The organism is Streptomyces sp. NPDC022552 (assembly GCF_055561875.1).
Genome location: NZ_JBVHGJ010000003.1, coordinates 549,352 through 575,601, shown reverse-complemented (window position 1 = coordinate 575,601; position 26,250 = coordinate 549,352). Strand labels below are relative to the sequence as shown.

At 72.0% G+C, this 26,250-nt stretch carries 21 protein-coding genes; 13 read left to right on the top strand and 8 right to left on the bottom strand.

Features of this window, described 5'->3' with window-relative positions:
• Nucleotides 1-11: 11 nt before the first annotated feature.
• Complete coding sequence (locus ACZ3OF_RS12385; RefSeq protein ID WP_361667632.1) at nucleotides 12-1,196, bottom strand: THUMP-like domain-containing protein; 1,185 nt, start codon at nucleotides 1,194-1,196, stop codon at nucleotides 12-14.
• A 110-nt stretch (nucleotides 1,197-1,306) separates the two neighbouring features.
• Here ACZ3OF_RS12385 and ACZ3OF_RS12380 point away from each other — a divergent pair, with 110 nt between their 5' ends.
• The 4 genes from ACZ3OF_RS12380 (at nucleotide 1,307) to groL (ending at nucleotide 4,757) form a co-directional block, all read left to right on the top strand.
• The gene (locus tag ACZ3OF_RS12380; RefSeq protein ID WP_361667635.1) at nucleotides 1,307-2,224 is read left to right on the top strand and encodes a polysaccharide deacetylase family protein; all 918 of its coding nucleotides are present in this window, start codon (nucleotides 1,307-1,309) and stop codon (nucleotides 2,222-2,224) included.
• On the top strand, nucleotides 2,221-2,442 hold the full coding sequence (locus ACZ3OF_RS12375) for a hypothetical protein (protein WP_467304337.1): 222 nt from the start codon (nucleotides 2,221-2,223) through the stop codon (nucleotides 2,440-2,442). The genes ACZ3OF_RS12380 and ACZ3OF_RS12375 overlap by 4 nt, the downstream gene beginning before the upstream one ends.
• A gap of 260 nt (nucleotides 2,443-2,702) precedes the next feature.
• Nucleotides 2,703-3,011, top strand: a complete 309-nt coding sequence (gene groES / locus ACZ3OF_RS12370) for a co-chaperone GroES (RefSeq protein WP_057584642.1) — start codon at nucleotides 2,703-2,705, stop codon at nucleotides 3,009-3,011.
• 117 nt (nucleotides 3,012-3,128) lie between these two features.
• Nucleotides 3,129-4,757: a chaperonin GroEL gene (groL, locus tag ACZ3OF_RS12365; RefSeq protein WP_361667637.1), complete on the top strand. Its 1,629-nt coding sequence runs from the start codon at nucleotides 3,129-3,131 to the stop codon at nucleotides 4,755-4,757.
• A 93-nt stretch (nucleotides 4,758-4,850) separates the two neighbouring features.
• Here groL and ACZ3OF_RS12360 read toward each other — a convergent pair whose 3' ends face one another.
• Both ACZ3OF_RS12360 and ACZ3OF_RS12355 read right to left on the bottom strand, forming a co-directional pair.
• Entirely contained in the window at nucleotides 4,851-5,555 is a 705-nt protein-coding gene (locus tag ACZ3OF_RS12360) for an ester cyclase (protein WP_361667639.1), read from the bottom strand.
• A 161-nt stretch (nucleotides 5,556-5,716) separates the two neighbouring features.
• A complete protein-coding gene (locus ACZ3OF_RS12355; protein ID WP_361667642.1) occupies nucleotides 5,717-6,850 on the bottom strand; it encodes a substrate-binding domain-containing protein in 1,134 nt (377 codons plus the stop codon).
• Nucleotides 6,851-7,021: 171 nt separating this feature from the next.
• Here ACZ3OF_RS12355 and ACZ3OF_RS12350 point away from each other — a divergent pair, with 171 nt between their 5' ends.
• A complete protein-coding gene (locus tag ACZ3OF_RS12350; protein ID WP_467304331.1) occupies nucleotides 7,022-8,893 on the top strand; it encodes a DUF2264 domain-containing protein in 1,872 nt (623 codons plus the stop codon).
• A 13-nt stretch (nucleotides 8,894-8,906) separates the two neighbouring features.
• On the opposite strand, the gene ACZ3OF_RS12345 is transcribed toward ACZ3OF_RS12350, so the two are convergent.
• Both ACZ3OF_RS12345 and ACZ3OF_RS12340 read right to left on the bottom strand, forming a co-directional pair.
• Nucleotides 8,907-9,680 carry an SDR family NAD(P)-dependent oxidoreductase gene (locus tag ACZ3OF_RS12345; protein WP_361667647.1) on the bottom strand — a complete coding sequence of 258 codons (774 nt, stop codon included), beginning with the start codon at nucleotides 9,678-9,680 and terminating at the stop codon, nucleotides 8,907-8,909.
• A 38-nt stretch (nucleotides 9,681-9,718) separates the two neighbouring features.
• Nucleotides 9,719-10,396: an MOSC domain-containing protein gene (locus ACZ3OF_RS12340; RefSeq protein ID WP_361667650.1), complete on the bottom strand. Its 678-nt coding sequence runs from the start codon at nucleotides 10,394-10,396 to the stop codon at nucleotides 9,719-9,721.
• An 81-nt stretch (nucleotides 10,397-10,477) separates the two neighbouring features.
• On the opposite strand from ACZ3OF_RS12340, the gene ACZ3OF_RS12335 reads away from it, so the two are divergent.
• Complete coding sequence (locus tag ACZ3OF_RS12335) at nucleotides 10,478-11,383, top strand: LysR family transcriptional regulator (protein ID WP_361667652.1); 906 nt, start codon at nucleotides 10,478-10,480, stop codon at nucleotides 11,381-11,383.
• Between the two features lie 179 nt (nucleotides 11,384-11,562).
• Here ACZ3OF_RS12335 and ACZ3OF_RS12330 read toward each other — a convergent pair whose 3' ends face one another.
• On the bottom strand, nucleotides 11,563-11,904 hold the full coding sequence (locus ACZ3OF_RS12330) for a WhiB family transcriptional regulator (protein WP_361667655.1): 342 nt from the start codon (nucleotides 11,902-11,904) through the stop codon (nucleotides 11,563-11,565).
• A 452-nt stretch (nucleotides 11,905-12,356) separates the two neighbouring features.
• On the opposite strand from ACZ3OF_RS12330, the gene ACZ3OF_RS12325 reads away from it, so the two are divergent.
• The 4 genes from ACZ3OF_RS12325 to ACZ3OF_RS12310 all read left to right on the top strand — a co-directional run bounded on the left by ACZ3OF_RS12325 (nucleotide 12,357) and on the right by ACZ3OF_RS12310 (nucleotide 16,718).
• The gene (locus tag ACZ3OF_RS12325) at nucleotides 12,357-12,968 is read left to right on the top strand and encodes a response regulator transcription factor (protein WP_003948568.1); all 612 of its coding nucleotides are present in this window, start codon (nucleotides 12,357-12,359) and stop codon (nucleotides 12,966-12,968) included.
• Between the two features lie 275 nt (nucleotides 12,969-13,243).
• The gene (locus tag ACZ3OF_RS12320) at nucleotides 13,244-13,846 is read left to right on the top strand and encodes a sigma-70 family RNA polymerase sigma factor (RefSeq protein WP_361667657.1); all 603 of its coding nucleotides are present in this window, start codon (nucleotides 13,244-13,246) and stop codon (nucleotides 13,844-13,846) included.
• Between the two features lie 139 nt (nucleotides 13,847-13,985).
• Complete coding sequence (gene guaB / locus ACZ3OF_RS12315) at nucleotides 13,986-15,488, top strand: IMP dehydrogenase (RefSeq protein WP_361442577.1); 1,503 nt, start codon at nucleotides 13,986-13,988, stop codon at nucleotides 15,486-15,488.
• Nucleotides 15,489-15,593: 105 nt separating this feature from the next.
• Nucleotides 15,594-16,718 (top strand): GuaB3 family IMP dehydrogenase-related protein, encoded by a 1,125-nt coding sequence (locus ACZ3OF_RS12310; protein WP_361596371.1) that lies wholly within the window; start codon nucleotides 15,594-15,596, stop codon nucleotides 16,716-16,718.
• 66 nt (nucleotides 16,719-16,784) lie between these two features.
• On the opposite strand, the gene ACZ3OF_RS12305 is transcribed toward ACZ3OF_RS12310, so the two are convergent.
• Together ACZ3OF_RS12305 and ACZ3OF_RS12300 are read right to left on the bottom strand one after the other, a co-directional pair.
• Entirely contained in the window at nucleotides 16,785-17,276 is a 492-nt protein-coding gene (locus tag ACZ3OF_RS12305) for a hypothetical protein (protein WP_361667659.1), read from the bottom strand.
• 89 nt (nucleotides 17,277-17,365) lie between these two features.
• Nucleotides 17,366-18,607 (bottom strand): nucleotide sugar dehydrogenase, encoded by a 1,242-nt coding sequence (locus ACZ3OF_RS12300; RefSeq protein ID WP_361667662.1) that lies wholly within the window; start codon nucleotides 18,605-18,607, stop codon nucleotides 17,366-17,368.
• 225 nt (nucleotides 18,608-18,832) lie between these two features.
• On the opposite strand from ACZ3OF_RS12300, the gene ACZ3OF_RS12295 reads away from it, so the two are divergent.
• From ACZ3OF_RS12295 to ACZ3OF_RS12285, 3 genes are all read left to right on the top strand, one after another.
• Nucleotides 18,833-20,539, top strand: a complete 1,707-nt coding sequence (locus ACZ3OF_RS12295) for a glycerol-3-phosphate dehydrogenase/oxidase (RefSeq protein WP_361667665.1) — start codon at nucleotides 18,833-18,835, stop codon at nucleotides 20,537-20,539.
• 290 nt (nucleotides 20,540-20,829) lie between these two features.
• A complete protein-coding gene (locus tag ACZ3OF_RS12290) occupies nucleotides 20,830-23,148 on the top strand; it encodes a serine/threonine-protein kinase (protein ID WP_361667668.1) in 2,319 nt (772 codons plus the stop codon).
• 164 nt (nucleotides 23,149-23,312) lie between these two features.
• Nucleotides 23,313-26,087: a protein kinase gene (locus ACZ3OF_RS12285; protein WP_467304326.1), complete on the top strand. Its 2,775-nt coding sequence runs from the start codon at nucleotides 23,313-23,315 to the stop codon at nucleotides 26,085-26,087.
• Nucleotides 26,088-26,250: the final 163 nt, after the last annotated feature.

Here is a 26,250-nt window from a genome sequence, read left to right as displayed (position 1 = left end):
CGGGGGTGCGTTCAGGCCTTCACCGGGTGGCCGATCAGCATCGTCGGAGCCCCCGCGACCCGGGTCAGGACGACCGTGGCGGCGTTCGGGCCCTTCGGCTTGACGCGGCGGCGGATCTCCTCGGGTTCGACGGCCGAGCCGCGCTTCTTCACCGTGAGCGTGCCGACCTCCCGCTCACGCAGCAGTGCCTTCAACCTCTTCAGATTGAAGGGCAGTTCGTCGGTGATCTCGTACGCCGTGGCATACGGGGTGGGGGTGAGGGTGTCGGCGGTGACGTACGCGATGGTCTCGTCGATCAGACCCCCGTCCAGCTCCTCGGCCACCTCGGCGACCAGATGCGCGCGGATGACCGCGCCGTCCGGCTCGTAGAGGTAACGGCCGACCGGGCGGACCGCCGGATCGGGCAGGCCGCGGCCGGTCAGGCTCGCGCCGGAGGGCAGGAGGGTGGCCCGGCGGGTGCCGGGGGAGGTGCCGAACCACAGGACGGCCTCCTTCACGTCCCCGCCGTCCGAGATCCACTCGGCCTCGGCCTCCTGCGGCACGGCCTCGTGCGGGATGCCGGGGGCGATCTTCAGTGCGGCGTGCGGGGCCGTACGGGCGGCCTCGACCGCCCAGGAGAGCGGCGGCGAGTACGCCTCGGGGTCGAAGATCCGGCCCCTTCCCCCGCGCCGTGCGGGGTCCACGAAGACGGCGTCGTACGGGCTCGTGTCGATCTCGGTCACGTCCGCGCAGCGCACCTCGATCAGATCGGCGAGACCGAGCGCGGCGGCGTTGGCGCGGGCGACCTCGGCCGTCAGCGGGTCGCGGTCCACCGCCAGGACCGCGATCCCGGCCCGGGCGAACGCGAGGGCGTCCCCGCCGATCCCGCCGCACAGGTCGGCCACGCCGCGCACCCCGAGCCCGCGGAGCCGCTCCGCGCGGTACGCCCCGACCGTCGCCCGCGTCGACTGTTCGACGCCGTTGGGCGTGAAGTACATCCGGTACGCGTCCTCGGCGCCGAACTTCGCCACGGCGCGCTGACGCAGCCGCGCCTGCCCCAGCGCCGCCGAGACCAGCTCGGCGGGGTGCTCGCGGCGCAGCCGGGAGGCGACGGCCAGTTCCTGGGCGGGGTCGTAGTCGCGCAGGGCGGCGAGCAGCGTCTGGCCCTCGGGGGAGAGCAGGGCGGTGAAGTCGGCGAGGTCGGTCACCCGTCCCATTGTGGGCCAGCCGGGGGACGGTGGGCGCCGGGGCGGCGGTGTCGGCGGCCCTGGCGGTCCCGGCGCTGACAGGATGCGGCGCCATGCAGCTAGTAAGACAAAAAGAACAGATGCGAACAAAGCGAGCCCTGCGCCTTCGCCGGTCGGTGGGTGCGGCGCTGGTGGTCGCCGCGCTCGGATCGGCCTGTGCGGGCCCCTCCGGCGAGGGCTCCGAGAGCGGACGCAAGGCGCCCGCGCGCCCCGCCGCCGGTCAGCAGCAGCCCGAGGGCGCGGCCGCCGCACTCGACTCGTACGTGGAGAAGGTCCGCGAGCGGCGCGCCGCCCGGGTGCTCGCCGCCAAGAAATGGGGCCTCGAACGGCCGCCCCTGGAGGCCCCGGCGCCGCCTGCCGTGAAGCCGAAGATCACCACGCGCAAGGGCTTCGAGACCGATGGCGAGGGCCTGCCGCCGGTCTTCACCACCGTGCCGACCAAACAGAAGGTCGTCTTCCTGACGATCGACGACGGCGCGGAGAAGGACCCCGAGCTGCTGCGGATGATGAGCGACCTCCAGATCCCCTACAGCGCCTTCCTCAGCGACTACGTCGTCAAGGACGACTACGGGTACTTCGAGAAGATGCGGGACTCCGGCGTCTCCCTGCACAACCACACCCTCAACCACCGCTATCTGCCCGGGCTTTCGTACAAGGCGCAGAAGCGGGAGATCTGCGGGATGCAGGACGTCATCGAGAAGCAGTTCGGCACACGGCCCCCGCTCTTCCGCCCGCCGTACGGCAACTACAACGAGGACACGTTGCGCGCGGCGCAGACGTGCGGGGTGAAGGCGGTCCCGCTCTGGGCCTCGGAGGCCTTCCCGGACCGGATGGAGTGGCGCGAGTGGGACCGGGACCTGCACCCCGGTGACATCGTGCTCACGCACTTCCGGGGCAAGCGGGACTGGAAGGGCTCGATGCCCGACATGATCCGCCGGGTGATGAAGACGATCACGGCCAAGGGGTACGCGGTCGCGAAGCTCGAGGACTACGTGTGAGGCGCGCGCGCCGGCCGGTGGCCGCCGTCGCGCTGGCCGGCGCGCTCCTGGGGGTGACGGGGTGCGCCTCGTCCGTGGACCCGATCGAGCGCCTGGGCCGCAAGGCGGCCGTGCGGGTCGGGGAGGCGGGGGCGGGGGACGGGGCGTTCTCGAGGACGGCGGCCCGCGTCCTCCACACACTGGCCGGGCTCGACGGGAGCCGGCACCCGGGGCCTTGAGGCCGTCGCAACCGCACCTTTGTGCGGAACCATCGGCTCCGAAGCGCCGTTGCCCGTACCGGGACCGAATCGCCACGCGGCACTGTATTGGCACTCCGCTTGACCGAGTGCTAATCGCAGTCATAGTCTCGGCTCTGGCACTCCCCACTGGAGAGTGCCAACACAGCGACGGGCAGGTCCGGCACCCGCGACGACGGATCCACCTGGTCGCCACCTCAGACAGTTAGCCCCGTGAGATCTCCGAAGGGGGAGGTCGGATCGTGACGACCACCAGCTCCAAGGTTGCCATCAAGCCGCTCGAGGACCGCATTGTGGTCCAGCCGCTCGACGCCGAGCAGACCACCGCCTCTGGCCTGGTCATCCCGGACACCGCGAAGGAGAAGCCCCAGGAGGGTGCTGTCCTCGCCGTCGGTCCGGGCCGCTTCGAGAACGGCGAGCGCCTGCCGCTCGACGTCAAGGTCGGCGATGTCGTGCTGTACAGCAAGTACGGCGGCACCGAGGTGAAGTACAACGGCGAGGAGTTCCTCGTCCTCTCGGCTCGCGACGTGCTCGCGATCATCGAGAAGTAATTCACCGAAGTACCTGAAGCACATGCTTTGAGCTGCGCCCCTGACCCCGCACCGGGCGTCCGGGGCGCAGTTCGGTTTCACCAGTTTTTCGACATCCGAGAGGGCTGAATCGCTCCCATGGCGAAGATCCTGAAGTTCGACGAGGACGCCCGTCGCGCCCTTGAGCGCGGCGTCAACAAGCTTGCCGACACGGTGAAGGTGACGATCGGCCCGAAGGGTCGCAACGTCGTCATCGACAAGAAGTTCGGCGCTCCCACCATCACCAACGACGGTGTCACGATCGCCCGCGAGGTCGAGATCGAGGACCCGTACGAGAACCTCGGCGCCCAGCTGGTGAAGGAGGTGGCGACCAAGACCAACGACATCGCGGGTGACGGCACCACCACCGCCACCGTGCTCGCCCAGGCGCTGGTCCGCGAGGGCCTGAAGAACGTCGCCGCCGGTGCTTCCCCGGCCGCCCTGAAGAAGGGCATCGACGCCGCGGTCAAGGCCGTCTCCGACGAGCTGCTCGCGACCGCCCGTCCGATCGAGGACAAGTCGGACATCGCCGCCGTCGCCGCGCTCTCCGCGCAGGACCAGCAGGTCGGCGAGCTCATCGCCGAGGCCATGGACAAGGTCGGCAAGGACGGTGTCATCACCGTCGAGGAGTCCAACACCTTCGGTCTGGAGCTCGACTTCACCGAGGGCATGGCCTTCGACAAGGGCTACCTGTCCCCGTACATGGTCACCGACCAGGAGCGTATGGAGGCCGTCCTCGACGACCCGTACATCCTGATCCACCAGGGCAAGATCTCCTCGATCCAGGACCTCCTGCCGCTCCTCGAGAAGGTCATCCAGGCCGGCTCCTCCAAGCCGCTGCTGATCATCGCCGAGGACGTCGAGGGCGAGGCCCTGTCGACCCTGGTCGTCAACAAGATCCGTGGCACGTTCAACGCCGTGGCCGTCAAGGCCCCGGGCTTCGGCGACCGCCGCAAGGCGATGCTCGGCGACATGGCCACCCTCACCGGTGCCACCGTCATCGCCGAGGAGGTCGGCCTCAAGCTCGACCAGGCCGGTCTGGACGTGCTGGGCACCGCCCGCCGCGTGACCATCACCAAGGACGACACCACCATCGTCGACGGTGGCGGCAACTCCGAGGACGTCGCGGGCCGCGTCAACCAGATCAAGGCCGAGATCGAGTCCACCGACTCCGACTGGGACCGCGAGAAGCTCCAGGAGCGCCTCGCGAAGCTGGCCGGCGGCGTGTGCGTGATCAAGGTCGGCGCCGCCACCGAGGTGGAGCTGAAGGAGAAGAAGCACCGTCTGGAGGACGCCATCTCCGCGACCCGCGCCGCGGTCGAGGAGGGCATCGTCTCCGGTGGTGGCTCCGCTCTGGTCCACGCCGTCAAGGTCCTCGAGGGCAACCTCGACAAGACCGGCGACGAGGCCACGGGTGTCGCGGTCGTCCGCCGCGCCGCCGTCGAGCCGCTGCGCTGGATCGCCGAGAACGCCGGCCTCGAGGGCTACGTCATCACCTCGAAGGTGGCGGAGCTCGACAAGGGCCAGGGCTTCAACGCCGCGACCGGTGAGTACGGCGACCTGGTCAAGGCCGGCGTCATCGACCCGGTGAAGGTGACGCGCTCCGCGCTGGAGAACGCCGCCTCGATCGCCTCCCTCCTCCTCACCACCGAGACCCTCGTGGTGGAGAAGAAGGAAGAGGAGCCGGCGGACGCGGGCCACGGCCACGGTCACGGCCACTCGCACTGACGCGCGCGTAACTGATCACTGAGGCCCGGTGCCCCCGAGGAGGGGGCACCGGGCCTCAGCGTTCTCCGCAGTGATCTCCGGCGACGGCGGGTCCTAGCCCTCCACGGCGCCGAGCTGCCCCATCAGCCCGAGCAGGTCGTACTGCCACCAGGTCTCGGCGATCTTCCCGTCCGGCCGGAACTGGTGGATCGTCGTGCCGGTCATGGAGACCTTCATGCCGGGCCCGGCGGGCTTGAGCCCCAGGAACTCGCCCGTGTGCGTCCCCACCCAGGTCCACCGGGTGCACACCCGGTCGCCCTCGGCGATCTGGTCGTTCACGGTGAAGTCGAAGTCGAACCCGCCCCGCCACATCTCCACCTGGTGGCGGATCGCGTCCATCCCGATGGTGTCCTGGACATTGGTCGGATCGTGATCGTGACAGCCTTCCGCGAGGACCTCGTCGAGCGGCGGAAGCTCGCCCTCGGAGGAGACGAGCTCGAAGAACCGGCGGGCGTTGGACTTGTACAGCTGGATGTCCCGCACGATGTCGAGGTCCGTGAACGTCGGCATCTCGTCGCAGAGCGCCACCATCTCCCGGAAGATGCGGTCCGTCTCGGGGAGCTGCGAGTTGGTCATCGCGACCTCGTAGGAGGGGAACTCCACGATCTCCACGAGATGCTCCGAGTCGGAGCGGTCCTTGCCGATGACGCTGTGGCTGGCTGTCCGCTTGCCCTGGGTCTGCTCGACCCACTTGTCCATGAGCCGGTTCAGATCCTCGAACCGGCTGGTCTTGCAATCGATGATCTGTACGAAAGTCATGACACCTCCCGGACCGGGTGGGACACGTCCAGTCTAGGTCCGGGACCCGGGCAGCACGGGCCGGCGCCGGTGCCCGGACCAGGCCCGGAGCGGCTGCGCCGAGCACCGGAGATCCGCCGGCTGTACCGGAAGACCGATTGATCGAAAAAGGATCGCGTCGATCAGGTGGTGCGCGCCTCCGGTGCCGCCCCGCAGGAGGCCCGCACCCGCAGCCGCGGCAGCAGGCTCAGATGGCGCCGCGCGGGTTCCTCGTCCGGGGCCTCCCGGTCCGGGGCCTCCCGCCCCTCCGTGAGCCGCTCCACCAGCAGCTCCGTCGCGTGCCTGCCCACCTGACGCTTGGGCGGGGCGACCGCTGTGAGGGGGGTGTCGGCGAGCGCCGCGACCTCGTCGTCGTACGCGATGAGGGCCAGGTCCTCCGGCACCTTCACGCCCAGCTCCGCCAGGCGCCGGACGATCTCGATCGCGTCCACGTCGTTGTGGACCAGGGCCGCGCCGGCCCGGCCCGAGCTCACCGCCTCGTACAGGGCGCGCACCGCGCGCTCGAACCCGGCCGGATCCTGGTCGGCCGGTACGGAGGCGATCACCGGGCCGGGCGCCGTCAGGCCCAGCGTGCCCAGCGCCTCCGCGTAACCCGCGCGCACGGCGAGCGCGGTCGGGCTGTCGCCCCGGGCGACGAGCAGCGGGGTGCCGTGGCCGAGGCCGAGCAGGTGGCGCAGGGCGAGCAGGACGCCGTGGCCGTGGTCGGAGACCACCCGGTCCAGGGCGTCCAGCGGGCTGCCGGGGGCGGCCCGGCGCTCCAGGAGCACGGCGGGCACGGGGAGTTCGGCGAGCCAGTTCCCGTACGCCGGCAGGTCCTCCGGCCCCCGCCAGCCCGGCGCGACGAGGACGCCCTCGGCACCGGCCGCGAGGAGGCCCTCGGTGCGCGCGCGGTCCTCCTCGGGGCGGTAGTCGGAGATCCGCAGGATCAGCCGGGCCCCGGCCTTCGCGGCCGCCTCGTGCGCACCCCGGATGACCTCGGCGAAGTAGTACGTGGCGGAGGGTGCGAGCAGCCCCAGGACCAGGCCGTCGCCCGCACGCCGGGGACCCGCGCCGCCCGGGGCCGCGTGCCGCTCCGGCCAGGAGACCTGCCCGTGCACCCGGTCGAGGAGCCCCTTGGCGGCCAGTGCCTCGACGTCGCGGCGGGCGGTCACCGGGGAGACGCCGAGCCGGTCGGCGAGTTCCGCGACACGGGCGGTGCCGCGCTCGCGCACCAGGGCCAGAAGTCGGTCGTGTCGTTCGGCGGCACTCTCGCGCACGGTGCATCCCCTCGCGGTCGGTCGGTCCGGCGAGCAGTCGGACCCGGAATCGGAGCCTACGCCAGAATGATCGAACGACAGGAGTTTCGATCATTCGCTCCGATCTCATTGACGTTCGATCGAAGCCTGTCCATGATTCCGGCGACGACGACGTCCGCCTCAGGGAGCATCATGCCTACGCCGCCCGAGAACCGGGAGCTCAGTCCGTTCACCGGCTGGACCCGTGCTCACTGGGAGGACGCCGCCGACCGCCTCCTCCTCGCCGTACGGCCGTACGCCTCACCCCGCCACGGCCTCGTCGGCCTGCCCGGACCCCGCCCCAGCTGGTCCGGCGCCCGCTCCGACGGCCTCGAAGGCCATGCCCGTACGTTCCTGCTCGCCGCCCTCCGCGTCGCGGGCGCCCGGGGCGCGGACCCGCACGGCCACCTGGCCCGATACGCCGAGGGCCTCGCCGCCGGCACGGAGGCACCGGGCGGGGAGGAGCCCGAATCCTGGCCGCTCCTCACCGACGTACGCCAGGCCGTCGTCGAATCGGCCTCCGTCGCCCTCGGACTGCGGCTGACCCGCCCCTGGCTCTGGGACACCCTCGACGACCGCACCCGCCGGCAGATCGTCGACTGGCTGCTGCCCGCCCTCGAACCCTCCCCGGTCGACAACAACTGGTGGCTCTTCGGCCTCACCGTCGCCGGCTTTCTCCAGGACGCCGGCATCGAGACGGACCGCGCGGCCGCCACGATCGACCGCGCCTGCGCCACCGTCCACCGCTCCCTCGACCGGATCGAGCCGTGGTACCTCGGCGACGGCTGGTACAGCGACGGCGACAACCGCGCCTTCGACCACTACAACGCCTGGGCCCTGCACTTCTACCCCGTCCTGCACGCCCACCTCTCCGGCGACCAGGACCTCCTCGCCCGCTACGGCCCCCGTCTGCGCGCCCATCTCGACGACTACGTCCACCTCTTCGACGCGAACGGCGCCCCCGTCCCGTACGGACGCTCCCTCACCTACCGCTTCGCCACGGCCGCCGCCCCCTGGCTCGGCGCCCTCACCGGCCACACCCCGCTCACCCCCGGCGCCACCCGCCGCCTCGCCTCCGGCACGCTGCGGTACTTCCTCGACCGGGGCGCGTGCGACGAACGCGGGCTGCTCACGCTCGGCTGGCACGGCTCGTACGCGCCGATCGTCCAGAGGTACTCGGGGCCCGCCTCGCCCTACTGGGCGTCCAAGGGGTTCCTCGGCCTCCTGCTGCCCGCCGACCACCCGGTGTGGACCGACCCCGAGGAGCCCCTGCCCGCCGAGCGCGCCGACACCGTGCGCCGCGTCGCCCCGGCGGCGCTGCTCATCCAGACCACCGCCGCCGACGGACTCGTACGCCTCCACAACCACGGCAGCAACCAGGCCGCCGGTGATCCGGCCGGCGAGGACGACTCCGGCTACGCCCGCTTCGCGTACTCCACCCGCACCGGCCCCACGGCCCCGCCCGACCACGCCGACAACCACTTCGCCCTGGTCGTCGACGGCCGGGTCACCCGGCGCGGCCCGGCGACCCCCGCCGGCACCGGCCCCGGCTGGGCCGCCTCGCTCCACACCCCGCTCCCCGGGGTCCGGGTCCTCTCCGCGACCCTGGCCCACGGCCGTGCCGAGGTCCGCGCCCATCTCGTCCTCGGTGCCCCCGACGGAACCCCCGTCCGCCAGACGGGCTGGGCCACCACACCGGACGGACCGACGGCCCAGCTCCACGCCGTCCACGGCTACCCGCGCGCCGCCGGAACCGTCGAACTCGCCACCGGCGCCACGCTCCAGAGCGCCACGCCCGGGGGCGGCCCGCTCACCCGCACCGCCGCCCTGCACGGCACGACGGGCGGCGCCGAGTCGCTCTTCGTCGCCCTCGCCTCCCTCACCGCCGAACCGGACCCGGCCCCCGTCTCCACCCTCGCGACCGTGCGGGTCACCGGCCGCACGATCCACGTGACCTGGCAGGACGGCGCCACCACACGACTCGCGCTCGACGCGCCCGAACCGGAGGCGGGCACGGTCAAGTAGCTCGTGACTCCCCTTACTTGGGGCCGTACGTGCGGCCCGCCCTGGAGGAGACCCCGCCCAGCAGGCCGCGTGGCGTCAGCTTCACCACGCCCATCAGTGCCTTGTAGCGGGGATCGGGGATGGACAGCGTCTTCCCGCGCGACAGATCGCTCAGCGCCGTGGCCACCAGCTTGTCCGCGTCGAGCCACATCCAGCCCGGGATGTTGTCCGTCCCCATCCCGGCCCGCTCGTGGAACTCCGTCCGTACGAAGCCCGGGCAGAGCGCCATGAGCCGTACGCCGCTGTCCGCCAGGTCGCGCGCCGCGCCCTGGGTGAACTGCACGACCCACGCCTTCGACGCCCCGTACGTGCCCCGCGGCACGAACGCCGCCACCGAGGCCACGTTGACGACCCCGCCCCGGCCGCGGGCGCGCATGGACTCCGCCGCCGCCGACGTCAGCCGGAGCACCGCCTCGCAGTGCACGGTCAGCATCTTCAATTCGTCGGCCATGGAGACTTCCAGGAACCGGCCCTTGTTGCCGAAGCCCGCGTTGTTCACCAGCAGGTCCACCGGCTGCTTCGGGTCGGAGAGCCTGGCCTCCACGGCCGCGATCCCCTTCTCCTCGGACAGGTCCGCCGCCAGGACCTCGGCCTCGACGCCGTGCCGGTCGTGCAGTTCGGTCGCCTGCTCCCGCAGCCGCGTCACATCGCGGGCCACGAGCACGAGATCGTGTCCGTCCGCCGCCAGCTTCCGCGCGAAGGCGGCCCCGATCCCCGCCGTCGCGCCCGTAATCAGTGCAGTCGTCATACGCGGCACGTTAGTGCCCCGGGCCGCGGCCCCGGCGATCAGGAGCCGCTGCCGTACTTCTCCGTGTGGGTACGGGCCAGTTCGAGCAGTTCGGCGTCCATCCACGCGGCGGCGACCAGGGTGCTCGGCAGCAGCGAGCGCTCGGTGGTCACGGCCCGGTGCAGCAGCGCGACCGTGATGGTGTGGTCGGGGCGGCGGACGACCTCCACCGGGTCGCCGACCGTGAACGCGCCCGGCTCGATCACGCGCAGCAGGGCCCCCGGGCCGGCCGTCGACCGCGTGAAGCGCCGGACCCACCCCTTCTCCCCGAGGAAGCCACCGAACGTACGGCAGGGAGTGCGGCCGCCGGTCACTTCGAGGACCACCTCGGGGCCGACCCGCCAACGCTCGCCGATCAGAGCCCCGTTCACATCGAGCCCGAGCGTGGTGAGGTTCTCGCCGAAGGAGCCGTTGGCGAGCGGCCGGCCGAGCTCGCGCTCCCAGGCGTCCATGTCCTCGCGGGCGAAGGCGGAGACGGCGCGGTCGTTCCCGCCGTGGAAGCGCAGGTCGCACACGGTGTCCCCGACGAGCCCGCCGCCCCCGACACCGCGCGGTCCCGGCGCCTCGACCCGTACCGGACCCTCCACCGGACGCTTGTCGATGCCCGTCATGCCGGACGCCGCATCCGTGTAGTCCACGGCCATGGCGCGTCCGACATTCACACTCAGAACCTTCATAACGGCACCATAAGCCCCCTCGAACTCAAAGGTGCAGAGGGGTATTCGCATCGAAGCCCAAGTATCGCTTATGCTCGCCGTATGATCGAGGCCCGTCATCTCCGCGTCCTGCGCGCCGTCGCCGCGACCGGTTCCTTCTCGGCCGCCGCGCGCGAACTCGGCTGCACCCAGCCCGCGGTGAGCCAGCAGATGAAGGCGCTGGAGGCCTCCGCCGGAACGCCTCTGCTCATCAGGACCGGCCGCGAGATGCGGCTCACCCAGGCGGGCGAGGCCCTGGTCCGGCACGCCTCGGGCATCCTCGCGGGCCTCACAGCCGCCGAGGAGGAGGTGGCCGCGATCGCGGGGCTGCGGGCCGGGCGCGTCCGGCTGGTCTCCTTCCCCAGCGGCAGTTCGACGCTGGTCCCCACCGCCCTTGCCGCGCTGCGTGCGGCGCACCCGGGTACGCGGGTCTCGCTGGTGGAGGCGGAGCCGCCGCGCTCGGTGGAGATGCTGCGCGAGGGCGACTGCGACGTGGCCCTCGCCTTCCGGTACGGCGCGGGTCCGGCGGAGTGGGACGACCTGATCGTCCGGCCGCTGCTCGCCGACCGTCTGGTGGGCCTGGTGCCCGAGGGGCACCGCCTCGCCGACGCGGACGCGGTGGGCATCGCCGAACTGGCCGAGGAGTCCTGGATCGCGGGCTGTCCGCGCTGCCGGCGTCAGCTGGTGGAGGTGTGCGAGGAGGCGGGGTTCACCCCGCGCATCGACTTCGCGACCGACGACTATCCGGCGGTGGTCGGGCTCGTCGGCGCCGGCCTGGGTGTCGCGGTCCTGCCGCAGCTCGCCATCGAGTCCGTACGTCCCAAGGGTGCGCGGACCGTGGTCGTGGAACCGGCCGTGGAGCGCGAGATCGTCGCCCTCACCCTGCCCGACCTGGCCCAGGTCCCGGCGGTCGCGGCGACCCTCGACGAACTGACCCGGGCGGCCGGACGCGCGGCGACGTACGCGTGACGACGAACGTGTGACGACGACTCTTCGGCGACGCACGCGTGACGACGTACGCGTGACGACTCTTCGGTGCCGCACGCCCCCGGGCCGTGTGCGGCGTGGCCTCATGAGGCCGGGTGAGGCGCGGCCCCGGCCCCATCAAGGGCAGAAACGTTCCTTCATACCTTCGGGCGATCCGGGTCTCAGGCTCGCCCTACGCCGGCCGAACCCGGCCCCGATGCCGCGGCCGAAGCCGTGATCAGGCGGTTGCGGGCTCGTCCCATGAGCTCTTCGCGTTCGTCCTCGGTGAGGCCGCCCCATACGCCGTAGGGCTCGCGTACGGCGAGTGCGTGTGCCGCGCACTCCGCGCGTACCGGGCACCGCATGCAGACCTCTTTCGCCGAGTTCTCACGCGCACTCCGTGCCGCGCCGCGCTCTCCCTCGGGGTGGAAGAACAGGGAACTGTCGACTCCGCGGCAGGCCGCGAGCAGCTGCCAGTCCCACAGATCGGCGTTGGGTCCGGGAAGGCGGGAGAAATCTGCCATTGCGCTTGTCCCCTTGAAACCGTGTCGAACGGATTGGTGGGCGGGTGGATGGCTGATGTGCCGGGGGCCCTTCACCCCCCCGTGGGTCTCGCGTACCCGCTCTCGTGGATACGACCCGACCGTACAACTACTGTCTAAGTAGATGTAAATATGACTCATTGCGAATCTAGCCACAGACACCACAAAAAGGGAAGAAAACCCGCTAAATGGGGCATAGCTTCCAGTGAAGGACGGATGACCTGCGGCGCTCTCCTCCGCGCACGCTCCCTCACGTAGAGTGCCGAAGGCGGCCGTCCGACCCGTAACTCTTTCGAGTGACCGTCGTTGAGAGTGCGGAGGCGGTTGAAGGAACAAGCGCTCGGGCAGGTGTCCGAGAGCGTCAACCGCACAGGTGACGATACGTACCAGCCCTGGAGGCTCAAGGTGACGCGCATCAGCTGCGGAGGGCGGCCATGACATCCGTCCTCGTCTGCGACGACTCCCCGCTTGCCCGAGAGGCTCTTCGCCGTGCGGTCGCGACCGTGCCCGGCGTGGAGCGCGTGACCACCGCGGCCAACGGCGAGGAAGTCCTCCGCCGCTGGGGCGCGGACCGCTCGGACCTGATTCTGATGGACGTACGCATGCCCGGTCTGGGCGGCGTGGAGACCGTCCGCCGGCTGCTGTCCGCCGACCCCGGCGCCCGCATCATCATGCTCACCGTCGCCGAGGACCTGGACGGTGTCGCGCTCGCGGTCGCCGCAGGTGCCCGTGGCTACCTGCACAAGGACGCCTCGCGCGCCGAGCTGCGGGCCACGGTCACCCAGGCCCTCGCCGACCCGACCTGGCGGCTCGCCCCGCGCCGGCTGCGGTCGGCCGAGATGGGCGCGGCGCCGACGCTCACCGCGCGTGAGATCCAGGTGCTCGAAGGCATGAGCCACGGCCGGTCCAACGCGGAGATCGGGCGCGAGCTCTTCCTCTCCGAGGACACGGTGAAGACGCACGCGCGGCGGCTCTTCAAGAAGCTCGGCGCATCGGACCGGGCGCACGCCGTCGCCCTCGGCTTCCGGTGGGGCCTGGTCCGCTAGGCGGCGCCGACCGGCCGTTTCCCCGTCCGCGGCGTGCGGACGGGGCGGTAGCCCGGGCCCCGTCACGGCGGCAGCTCGGGTCTCCGTCGCGGCGGCTTGTGTCACTTCCGCGCGGGATGACGCATCCTTGAGATGTGGAGTTCCTCGGGGACGAGTCGATCGAGCGGAAGGGGAGGGCGCAGGAGATGAGTTCCGGCGCACCTGCTCATAACGCTTCGGTGCACAACAATGGACGCGGTGCCGCGAATGCTCAGGCGTCAAGGCACCATGGAGCGATGCGCGACGACGAGACCATGGGGTCCCCCATGCCCGTAGGGCCAGGGGAGATCGGTGCGCTCGTCCACCGCGCCGTCGACGGCGACGAGCAGGCCACGCACGACCTTCTGGCGCGCGTGCACCCCCTCGCGCTGCGCTATTGCCGTACGCGGCTGAGCCGGCTGCCCGGTGATGCTCGCCACTTCGTCGAGGACCTCGCGCAGGAGGTCTGCGTCGCCGTCCTGATGGCGCTGCCGCGCTACAAGGACACGGGCAGGCCCTTCGAGGCCTTCGTCTTCGCCATCGCCGGTCACAAGGTCGCCGATCTGCAGCGGGCCGCGATGCGGCACCCGGGATCGACGGCCGTGCCCTCCGACGAGATGCCCGAACGGCCCGACGACTCCCTGGGCCCCGAGGAGCGGGCGCTGCTCAGCGACGATGCCGAATGGGCCAAGAAGCTGCTCGCCAACCTTCCGGAGAACCAGCGGGAGCTGCTGGTCCTACGGGTGGCGGTCGGCCTCACGGCCGAGGAGACCGGCCAGATGCTCGGGATGTCCCCGGGGGCGGTACGGGTGGCGCAGCACCGCGCGCTCAGCCGCCTGCGGGCGCTGGCCGAGCAGTAAGGGTCGACGATGGCCGGTGGCCCTCACGTACACGTAGGAACGTCCAAAGCTGCTCTCTGATCTTGATCGTGGAATGAGACACCGTCGAGGCCCGTTAGCATGGACATCCGCACCGATCAAGGCCATTGGGGAAGGTGTCATGACTGCAAACGTCGACGGAGTGCCCGGTAAATTCGCGACACTCGGGCTGACCTACGACGACGTACTGCTGCTGCCGGGAGCATCCGAGGTGCTCCCCAACGCGGTCGACACCTCGTCCCGTATCTCCCGCAACGTCCGGGTCAACATCCCGCTGCTCTCGGCGGCGATGGACAAGGTGACCGAGTCCCGCATGGCGATCGCCATGGCCCGGCTGGGCGGCGTCGGCGTGCTGCACCGCAACCTGTCCGTCGAGGACCAGGTCAACCAGGTCGACCTGGTCAAGCGGTCCGAGTCCGGCATGGTCACGGATCCCATCACCGTGCACCCGGAGGCGACGCTCGCCGAGGCGGACGCGCTGTGCGCCAAGTTCCGCATCAGCGGTGTCCCGGTCACCAACCCGGACGGCAAACTGCTGGGCATCGTGACCAACCGCGACATGGCCTTCGAGAGCGAGCGCAGCCGTCAGGTCCGTGAGGTCATGACGCCGATGCCGCTGGTCACCGGCAAGGTCGGCATCTCGGGCGTCGACGCCATGGAGCTGCTGCGCCGCCACAAGATCGAGAAGCTGCCGCTGGTCGACGACGAGGGCGTGCTCAAGGGCCTGATCACCGTCAAGGACTTCGTCAAGGCGGAGAAGTACCCGAACGCGGCCAAGGACGCCGAGGGCCGCCTGCTCGTCGGTGCCGCCGTGGGCGCCAGCCCCGAGGCGCTGGAGCGCGCCCAGGCGCTCGCCGCCGCCGGCGTGGACTTCCTGGTCGTCGACACCTCGCACGGCCACAACAGCAACGCCCTGAGCTGGATGGCGAAGATCAAGTCGAGCGTGAACGTCGACGTGATCGGCGGCAACGTCGCCACGCGTGACGGCGCGCAGGCGCTGATCGACGCCGGTGTCGACGGCATCAAGGTCGGCGTGGGCCCCGGCTCGATCTGCACCACCCGCGTGGTCGCGGGCATCGGTGTCCCGCAGGTCACCGCCATCTACGAGGCCTCTCTCGCGGCCCGTCCCGCCGGTGTCCCGCTGATCGGCGACGGTGGCCTGCAGTACTCCGGCGACATCGGCAAGGCGCTGGCCGCCGGCGCCGACACCGTGATGCTCGGCAGCCTCCTCGCGGGCTGTGAGGAGTCGCCCGGCGAGCTGCTCTTCATCAACGGCAAGCAGTTCAAGTCGTACCGCGGCATGGGCTCGCTCGGCGCCATGCAGTCCCGCGGCCAGGGCAGGTCGTACTCGAAGGACCGCTACTTCCAGGCCGAGGTCGCCTCCGACGACAAGCTCGTGCCCGAGGGCGTCGAGGGCCAGGTGCCCTACCGCGGCCCGCTCTCCAACGTCCTGCACCAGCTCGTCGGCGGTCTGCGCCAGACCATGGGCTATGTGGGTGCCGCCACCGTCGCGGAGATGGAGTCCAAGGGCCGGTTCGTCCGGATCACCTCCGCGGGCCTCAAGGAGAGCCACCCGCACGACATCCAGATGACCGTCGAGGCGCCGAACTACAGCAGGAAGTAACGCAGCGCGACGCGTGGGGCGGTTCCGGCATGTGGCCGGAACCGCCCCACGCGCTTGTGTCGGGGATACTGGTAGGCGCAGACGTAGAGGGAAAGGCCACACATCGTGACTGAGATCGAGATCGGGCGCGGCAAGCGCGGCCGCAGGGCGTACGCGTTCGACGACATCGCCGTCGTACCGAGCCGGCGCACCCGGGACCCGAAGGAGGTCTCGATCGCCTGGCAGATCGACGCCTACCGCTTCGAGCTCCCCTTCCTGGCCGCCCCCATGGACTCGGTCGTCTCGCCGCAGACCGCCATCCGCATCGGCGAGCTGGGCGGCCTGGGCGTGCTGAACCTCGAGGGCCTGTGGACCCGGTACGAGGACCCGCAGCCGCTGCTCGACGAGATCGCGGAGATGGACGAGTCCACCGCGACCCGCCGTCTGCAGGAGATCTACGCCGCTCCGATCAAGGAGGAGCTGATCGGACAGCGCATCAAGGAGGTGCGCGACTCGGGTGTGGTCACCGCCGCCGCGCTCTCCCCGCAGCGCACCGCGCAGTTCTCCAAGGCCGTCGTCGACGCCGGGGTGGACATCTTCGTCATCCGCGGCACGACGGTCTCCGCCGAGCACGTCTCGGGCGCGGCCGAGCCGCTGAACCTCAAGCAGTTCATCTACGAGCTCGACGTCCCGGTCATCGTCGGCGGCTGCGCCACGTACACCGCGGCCCTGCACCTGATGCGCACCGGCGCGGCGGGTGTCCTGGTCGGCTTCGGCGGCGGCGCGGCGCACACCACGCGCAACGTGCTCGGCATCCAGGTCCCGATGGCGACCGCGGTCGCCGACGTGGCCGCGGCCCGTCGTGACTACATGGACGAGTCCGGCGGCCGGTACGTCCACGTCATCGCCGACGGCGGCGTGGGTTGGTCCGGCGACCTGCCCAAGGCGATCGCCTGCGGTGCCGACTCGGTCATGATCGGCTCCCCGCTGGCCCGCGCCACGGACGCGCCGGGCAAGGGCCACCACTGGGGCATGGAGGCCGTCCACGAGGACGTGCCGCGCGGCAAGCTGGTCGACCTGGGCATCGTCGGCACGACCGAGGAGATCCTCACCGGTCCGTCGCACACCCCGGACGGCTCGATGAACTTCTTCGGCGCGCTGCGCCGGGCGATGGCCACGACGGGCTACAGCGAGCTCAAGGAGTTCCAGCGCGTCGAGGTCACGGTCGCGGACTCGCAGCACAAGCGCTGACGTCCGTCCGTTCCGTACGGAGAGGGGCCCGCACCTGATGGTGCGGGGCCCCTCTCCGTACGGCTGTTACTGGGAGGCCTTCTTCGAGCCAGCGAACGCGGCGAACGCCGCCAGTGCGAAGAACAGGAACGTCATGAAGTCCTTGCTCTCGCTCCAGACCTCCATCAGGAGGTCGAAGTGCTCGAAGAACATGTCCGTCGCGGACACGCTCAGCTCCTTGCCGAGGATGATGGCGATCGCCAGGAGCTGGCCGAGGTAGACGGCCCCGAGGGACAGCGCGGCGCTGACCACCGGCAGGACCGGGTTGCGGCCGCCGACCTTGCCGGCGGCGAAGCCGACGAGGAAGCCGACACCCACGGCGGCGTAGCCGATCTCCCGGTCGACGGCCCCGGCGAGGCCGCCGTAGAGACCCGCGCCGACGAGAGCCGCGACCAGGGCGGCGACGAGGCCGAGGGCCACGTTGTCGCGGGCGGGCGCCGGCGGCGGGGCGGCCGGGTACGGGGTGGGCGCGGCGCCCTCGGCGAAGGGGTTGCCGGGCGGCGGAACGGGCTGAGACATGGTGCTGATCCCCCCAGGGACACGGGCGCACGGATGTGCGATCAAGAGCCCGGAGAGTAACAGTCCGCTCCGACACTCCGCCCGGGGTTTCAGAGGCGGTGGGCCGCGCCCGCCGGGGTGGCTCCGCGGGTGTCGAGGAGGAGCTGCGCCTTGACCGCCAGTCCCTGGAGGTCGTAGGTGCGGTGGTGTTGCAGAAGGACCGTCAGGTCGGCGTGGGCGGCGGCCTCGTAGAGGGAGTCGGCGCGGGGGACCGGGGTGTCGCGGACGCGCCAGTCCAGGACGTGCGGGTCGTGATAGCTGACGACGGCGCCCAGGTCCATCAGACGGCGCGCGATCTCGTCGGCGGGGGAGCTCTCGCGGTCGGCGAGATCGGGTTTGTACGTGATGCCGAGCAGAAGCACCCGGGCTCCCCGGGCCGACTTGCCGTGCTCGTTGAGGAGGGTCGCGCAGCGCTGGATGACGTACTGCGGCATGCGCTCGTTGACCTGGGTCGCCAGTTCGACCATACGGAGCGGGCGGTGGGTGCCCAGGCGCTCGACCGGGACGCCGTGGCCCCCGACGCCGGGGCCGGGGCGGAAGGCCTGGAAGCCGAAGGGCTTGGTCTCGGCGCAGCGGATGACGTCCCAGAGGTCGACGCCGAGTTCGTGGCAGAGGACCGCCATCTCGTTGACGAGCGCGATGTTGACGTGCCGGAAGTTGGTCTCCAGGAGCTTGACCGTCTCGGCCTCGCGCGGGCCACGCGCGCGTACGACCTTGTCGGTGAGCCGGCCGTAGAAGGCGGCGGCGGATTCGGTGCAGGCCGGGGTGAGCCCGCCGATGACCTTGGGGGTGCCCGCGAAGCCGTGCGCGCGGTTGCCGGGGTCGAGCCGGCCGGGGGAGTACGCGAGGTGGAAGTCGCGGCCCGCGCGCAGCCCGGAGCCCTCCTCCAGAACGTCCCTCAGCACACCTTCGGTGGTGCCGGGGTGGACGGGGGATTCGAGCAGGACCGTCGTGTGGGGGCGCAGCCTGGCGGCGAGGGCGCGCGCGGCGTCGAGGACGGCGGTGAGGTCGAGTGCCCGGTCGGGGCCGAGCGGGGTCGGGGCGCAGATGACGGCTGTACGGACCCGGCCGAGTTCGGCCGGGTTGGTGGTGGGCCGGAAGCCCCCCGAGAGCATCCGGCGGATCTCCGACGCGGTGAGCGAGCCGTCGACGGGCGGGCGGCCGGCGGCGAGTTCGGCGACGGGCCGGGGGTCGGTGTCGTATCCGATGGTGTCGACGCCGGCGGCGATCGCGGCCTGGGCGAGGGGGAGTCCGAGGTGGCCGAGGCCGATGACGGCGAGATCAGCGGGCATGAGGGTGGGCCGTCCTTCCCAATAGCCGGAGGGGACGAGGCGCGCAAGCCCGGTGGACAGAACGGGGCGAGTGCAATGTCAGACTAGGCGTAAATATGACCGATATGCCGCATTGCGTGGTCAAAGGTCGCCGAGTGTTATCCACAGGCGGTGGCTGAAGTCGGAGGGGCGGGACAGAATCGAGTCTGTGAGCCCGATCACGCAGGGGGACGACGGGAGGCAGCGGTGAGGACAGCGACACTGGGACCGGCCGAGCGCGCAGAGGCGCTCGCGGACATGGCCGAGCGTGAACTGGACGTACTGGTCGTGGGCGCCGGCGTGGTCGGTGCCGGGACGGCACTCGACGCGGTCACGAGAGGACTCTCGACCGGCCTCGTGGAGGCCCGCGACTGGGCATCCGGCACCTCGAGCCGCTCCAGCAAGCTGATCCACGGCGGCCTGCGCTATCTGGAGATGCTGGACTTCGCGCTGGTGCGGGAGGCGCTGAAGGAGCGCGGTCTGCTCCTGGAGCGCCTCGCACCCCATCTGGTGAAACCCGTCCCCTTCCTCTATCCCTTGCAGCACAAGGGCTGGGAGCGGCTCTACGCGGGCTCGGGCGTCGCGCTGTACGACGCGATGTCGCTCTCCTCGGGCCACGGCCGCGGACTGCCGGTCCACCGCCACCTCTCCCGGCGCAACGCCCTGCGGGTGGCACCCTGTCTGAAGAAGGACGCCCTGGTCGGCGCCTTGCAGTACTACGACGCCCAGATGGACGACGCCCGCTTCGTCACCACGCTGGTCCGTACGGCCGCGAGTTACGGAGCGAAGGTCGCCAGCCGTGCCCGGGTGATCGGCTTCCTCCGCGAGGGTGAACGGGTCGTGGGTGCCCGGGTCCAGGACGTCGAGGCGGGCGGGGAGTACGAGATCCGCGCGAAGCAGCTCGTCAACGCGACCGGGGTGTGGACGGACGACACCCAGGCGCTCATCGGGGAGCGCGGACAGTTCCATGTCCGCGCGTCGAAGGGCATCCATCTGGTCGTGCCCAAGGACCGGATTCACTCGAACAGCGGGCTGATCCTGCGGACCGAGAAGTCCGTCCTGTTCGTGATCCCGTGGGGACGGCACTGGATCGTCGGCACCACGGACACCGACTGGGACCTGGACAAGGCGCATCCGGCCGCGTCCAGCGCCGACATCGACTATCTCCTGGAGCATGTGAACAGCGTCCTGGCGGTGCCGCTCACCAGGGACGACGTCCAGGGTGTGTACGCGGGCCTGCGGCCCCTGCTGGCGGGCGAGTCGGACGCCACGAGCAAGCTCTCGCGCGAACACACCGTCGCGCACCCGGTGCCGGGCCTCGTCGTCGTCGCCGGCGGGAAGTACACGACCTACCGGGTGATGGCCAAGGACGCCGTGGACGAGGCCGTGCACGGGCTCGACCAGCGGGTCGCCGCCTGCGTCACGGAGGACATCCCGCTCCTGGGCGCCGAGGGCTACAAGGCCCTGTGGAACGCCCGGGCGAGGATCGCCGCCCGGACCGGCCTCCATGTCGTCAGGGTCGAGCATCTGCTCAACCGGTACGGCTCGATGACCGAGGAGCTCCTGGCGCTCATCGCCGCCGACCCGGGTCTCGCCGAGCCGCTGGCGGGTGCGGAGGACTATCTCCGCGCCGAGATCGTCTACGCCGCCTCGCACGAGGGCGCCCGGCACCTCGACGACGTCCTGACCCGGCGCACCCGGATCTCCATCGAGACCTTCGACCGCGGGACGCGCTGCGCGCGGGAGTGCGCCGAGTTGATGGCGCCCGTACTGGGCTGGGACACGCACCAGATCGAGAAGGAGGTGGAGCACTACGAGAAGCGGGTGCAGGCGGAGCGGGAGTCGCAGCGGCAGCCGGACGACCTGACGGCGGACGCGGCCCGGCTCGGCGCCCCCGACATCGTGCCGATCTGACCCGCTCGACGGGCTCATCGGGGTGCCACGGACGAACTCGGCTTCGGGGAGGGGACGTTGGGAGGCGTCTGCGGCATCCTGTTCGTACGGGTACGGAACCCGAGGGGGATGCTTCGGCGTCGGGTGCCATGACGGCAGCGCTTTCCCGCGAGGCCCTCTTCTCGGAGTGCGGACCCCGGAGCGGGATCGGTCCCGGGGTGAGAGACAATGGGCTCTCTTCCAGGGCGGGTTACCGCATCGCGCGGGAAGCGGCAGACGCGGGCGAAGATCAGGGATCGCAGAGGGGACGCATGTCGGAGGCGGAGCAGTCGCGGGACACGGCGCGGGACCCTCGGCGGGACGCCGGCGCGGGTGCCGGAACCGACGGCGACCGGGGTGTGGTTCCCGCGGCACGTGAGGCGGAGCCGGGCGGGAAGTCCGGCACGGAATCGGACGCGGCGGCGGGTGCTGCCGGACCGGCCGGAACCAGCGGCCCGGCCGAGGCCGGTACGGCCGGCGGGCCGGAGAAGTCGTCCGGGGCCGCGAAGGCCGGGGCGTCCGGAGCGGAGAAGGCGTCGGGGGCGGGGAAGTCGACGGCCTCCGAGCCGTCCGACGCCGTGCCGTCCGGGGCCAAGGGTGCCGGCGCCGAGCGGGCCGGCGTCGAGCCGTCCGACGCCGTGCCCGGTGCGACGCCGAAGGCCGAGGCGCCCAGGCTCAGGAAGCCGGCCGGTGGCGGGCGTTCCGGGTCGGCGGAGCGCGCCGGGGCGACGACCGAGGGCCGGTTGCTCGCCGGGCGGTACCGGCTCGACGGCGTCCTCGGGCGCGGCGGCATGGGCACGGTGTGGCGCGCGGTCGACGAGACGCTCGGCCGTACCGTCGCCGTCAAGGAGCTCCGCTTCCCCAACAGCATCGACGAGGACGAGAAGCGACGCCTCATCACCCGGACCCTGCGCGAGGCCAAGGCCATCGCCCGGATCCGTAACAACGGCGCCGTGACCGTCTACGACGTCGTCGACGAGGACGACCGGCCGTGGATCGTCATGGAGCTCATCGAGGGCAAGTCCCTCGCCGACGCCGTCCGTGAGGACGGCACGCTCACCCCGCACCGCGCAGCCGAGGTCGGTCTCGCGATCCTGGACGTGCTGCGCTCGGCGCACCGTCAGGGCATCCTGCACCGCGACGTGAAGCCGTCCAACGTGCTGATCGCCGAGGACGGCCGCGTCGTCCTCACCGACTTCGGCATCGCGCAGGTCGAGGGCGACCCGTCGATCACCTCCACGGGCATGCTCGTCGGCGCGCCCTCGTACATCTCGCCCGAGCGGGCCCGCGGCCACAAGCCCGGCCCGGCCGCCGACATGTGGTCGCTGGGCGGACTGCTGTACGCGAGCGTCGAGGGCAGCCCGCCGTACGACAAGGGTTCCGCGATCGCGACGCTCACCGCCGTGATGACCGAGCCCGTCGACCCGCCGAAGAACGCGGGGCCGCTCCTGGAGAAGGTCATCTACGGCCTGCTCGCCAAGGACCCGGACCAGCGGCTCGACGACGCCGGGGCGCGCGTGCTGCTCAGGGCCGTGCTCGACGCGCCCGCGCCCGCCCCGGTGGAGCCCGAGCCGTCGCCCGAGGCGACCCGTGTCGTGCCGCTGCCCCCGGTTCCGCCGGAGCCGCCGAAGGGGTCGGCGACCGCCCCGAAGGAGAAGGCCACGGACGTGGCCGCCGAGCGGATGCGCGGCGCGCTGAAGTCCGTACGGAACGCGGCCGCGTCGGTCCGGTCCGAGCCGCGGCCCAAGCCGCGGCCCGAGCCGCTTCAGGGCGGGAGCAGGCCGGCCCAGCCGCGGGCCTCGCTCACCGACGTTGTGCCGCGCCGCACGCTCGTCATCATCGCCGGGATCGTGGTTCTCGCCCTGCTCGGCACCATCCTCGCCGTCTCACTCGGTGGCGGTGACGACGGCAAGGACGGCAAGGCGGGCAAGGGCACCGACAAGACGGCCTCGGCCGGGGCCACGGCCGGCACCGGCGACGCCGAGGGCAAGGGCGAGACCCCGAGCGACCCCGGTCAGCAGGGCGGCGACCAGCCGTCCGGCTCGGGTTCGGACTCCGGTTCGGGTTCGGGTTCGGGCGGGCAGACCGGCAAGCCGTCGGGGAAGCCGAGCACCGGCGCCCCCGGGACGCAGCTGCCCGCCGGATACGTCATGGTGACGAACAGCCGGTTCCACTTCGCCATGGCGATGCCGTCCTCGTTCAAGCTCGCCGGCATAGCGGGCCGGAACTCGGGCGGGATCTTCAACGCCGGCGGCGGGTACCCGCGCGTCCAGGTCGACTACAACGGCAGCCCCAAGGACGACGCGGCCGCCGCGTGGGCGGCGGCCGTGGCCGGCGTCTCCGCGTCCAGCAACGGCTACCGCCACATCGGCATCAAGGCCGTCTCGTACAAGGGGTACCCGACGGTCGCCGACTGGGAGTTCGAGCGCAACGAGAAGGGCATGCGCGTCCGGATACTGAACCGGGGCTTCAAGGTGGACGCCACGCACGGTTACTCGATCATGGTCAGCTGCAAGGCGGACGAGTGGAACGCCACCGCGTGCAAGACGCTGCGGGACACCGCGTTCGCCACGTTCAGCCCCAAGGACTGACCGGCGCCACGTATCGTGAGAGGACGTGGACCGTACGCAGCCGAAAAGCATCGTCAACTGTACGGGCCAAGACCGGAATTGACGGTTTCGCGTATTCCGTGCGATTCATGAGCTGAACGGGATCCGTGCGACCCGGGGGACAGCGCGCTCGGTGGGGAGGCGTCGTGGACGACTACGCGGGAAGGGTGCTCGCCGACCGCTATCGCCTGCCCGTACCGCCGCAGGACGCGTACGAACTCGTCGAGACCCGCGCCTTCGACACCTACAGCGGGCAGGAGGTCCTGGTCCACCAGGTGCCCCTGCCCGAGGTCATCGACGCCGAGGTCGTCGACGAGGACGGCACCGGATTCACCCCGCACCGACCCGCCTCCGGCCGGGCGACCAGACGGCCCGCCGACCCCGCGGTGCGGCGCGCCGTCGAGGCGGCGCAGGCAGCCGCGCAGATCCCGGACCACCCGCGACTCGACCAGGTCTTCGACGTGTTCGCGGAGGCCGGTTCGCTGTGGATAGTGAGTGAACTGATCGCGGCCAGGCCGCTCGCGGCGCTCCTCGCCGAGCGCCCGCTGAGCCCCTACCGCGCCGCCGAGATCGGCTCCGACGTCCTCACCGCCCTGCGCGCGCTGCACGCGCACGGCTGGACCCACCGGAACATCACCCCGCGGACCGTGCTCGTCTGCGACGACGGACGTGTGCTCCTGACCGGGCTCGCGGCGGGCGCCGCGGAGGAGGCCCTGTGCGGCTACGCACCGGTGCCGCTCGCCGAGGACGACGAGCAGGGGTACGAGAGCGAGCCGGGCCACAGGGCCGGGCCGGCCTACGGGGACGAGCGGGGGTACCGGGACGAGCAGGGGTACCGGGACGAGGACGGAGCGCGTACCGGTACGGATGAGGGCGACAGTGCGCCTCCGGCGAGCGAACCGGGGGCACGTCCCGAACTCCCGGCGGGCGGCACCCCTCCGGCCACGGACGTACGGGCGGCCCGCGCGGGCGCCATCGCCGCGTACCGGGCGGGAGCCCGCGCCGCGGCGCACATCGGCGAGACCGGGGCCGCCGTCCCCGTGCAGCGGCCGGCGCCCGAGCCCGCCCCCGAGGCCGACCCGCGGGCCGCCCACGACCCGGAGCCTCCCGCCGCCCTCCCGACGCCCCCCGCGCCCGTGCCCGCGCAGGGGCTGGGGCCGGAGCCGCACTGGTGGTCCCAGACCGGCGACGACGAGGACGAGGACGACACCGACGACGAGTACCCGGCCCCGTACCGCAAGGGGTACGGCAGCGAAGACGGGGGGCCGCCCCGCGCGTTGCTCGCCGGTACCTGGAGCGACGGCCCGCACGCCTCGCGCGACGCCTCCGGACCCGTCCCCGCGGGCGGCGGCCACGCGCTCCCCGCCCTCCCCGCCGGATACGCCCCGGCCCCCGTCCCGGAGCACGTCCCCGCCCCCGCCTCCGGCGGGTGGGACGGGGCGGCCGAAGCGGGCGCGCCGACGTCCGTCTACCGCGGCCCTGCCACCCGGCTCGCCGCCGAACGCGCCCGCCAGGCCCGGATCGCCGTCGTCGGCGCGGTCACCGAGCGCTGGGCGCCCGAGCAGGCGGGACCGGTCCACGAGAACTGGCGCCTGGCCCCGCCCATCGGCCCCGCCACCGACCTCTGGGCGCTCGGCGCGCTCCTCTACCGGGCCGTCCAGGGCCATGCCCCGTACCCCGAGGACAACGCCGCCGAACTCGTCCAGCTGGTCTGCGCCGAGCCCCCGGCCTTCGCCGAGGAGTGCGGCCCGCTGCGCCCCGTCGTCGAGTCCCTGCTGCGCCAGGACCCCATCGAGCGACCCGACTTCGAGGAGCTGCGCGGCTGGCTGCGCTCGCTCGTACGGTCCGCCCCGGAGCCGGAGGCGGGCATGGGGATCGTCCCGCTGCCGTCCGTGGACGCGACGCGGCTGCCCGTCGTACGGCGCCGAGGCGAGCTGGTGCGCAGGCGCCGTGGAGGCGCGGCGGGGGGCCGGCACCGGCACCGCAAGGGCAGGCGCCACCAGGAGCTGCCCGCCCACGACGAGCCCCAGGCCGTACGCCACGAGCCCCAGGCCGGCCACCGCGAGCCCCAGACCGTACGCCATGAGCCCGGGCCGCGGCACCCGCGCCAGGAGTTCGCCCAGGAGCATTTCCACGAGGAACTCCCTCAGCGCGCCCCCCGTGCGCCCCGTGCGCCCCGAGCGCCGCGCGGCGCGGGCGGAGCCGGCCGTTCTCCGCGCTCCCTCGGCCTCACGCTCCTGCTCCTGGTCCTCCTCCTGCTCGTCGGAGCCGTCGCGTACGCCGTGCTGTTCCTGCCCAAGGACGGGGCCGACGGCGGGCAGCCCGCCGCCCACACGGGTGCGCCCACCACCGCGCCCCAGTCCCCGCCGTCCGGCAGACCGAGCCCCGGGCCCAGCACCAGGCCCGGCACCACGCCCGGTCCCACGAGGACGACCCCGCCGGCCACCACGCCGAGCACCCCCGCCCTCGCCGCCGGGTACACGCTCCGGAAGGACCCGGAGGGGTTCGAGGTCGGTGTCGCCAAGGACTGGCGCCGCAGCCCGATCAACGACGCGGGGCAAGTCCGCTACACCGGGGGGGATTTCACGCTGATCGTCGTTCCCGGCAGGGACACCGTGCAGGCCAACGGCTCTGACCCGATGGCCTACCAGCGCACCAAGGAGCGCGAGCTCCAGCCGTGGCGGGACTCCAGCTGGTCCGGCGCCACCGGTCTGCGGCGGATCGACGTGGGGCAGCAGTCCATGGCGGTGGGCCAGTTCACCTGGCAGGACAGCACCGGCCGCGATGTCTTCGTCCGTAACCTCGCCCTGATCGAGGACGGCCGCTACCACGTCGTCCAGGTCATCGGCCCCGAGAGCGAACGCGACAAGGTGTCCGAGATCTACGACCAGGCGGTGAAGGTCTACCGCGCCACCCGCTGATCCGGCCCCGGTCGGGCAGGTGAGGAAGCCCCCGGTCGGCCACCTGTACAGGACCCCTCGGCCAGGTGAAAGGCCCTCTACGGTCACGTGAACGGGCACCCGTCGGTCACGGTGCGGTTCCTTTGCCAGCCCCGAGGTTCCGTCCTGCGTGCCCCCCTCCGTA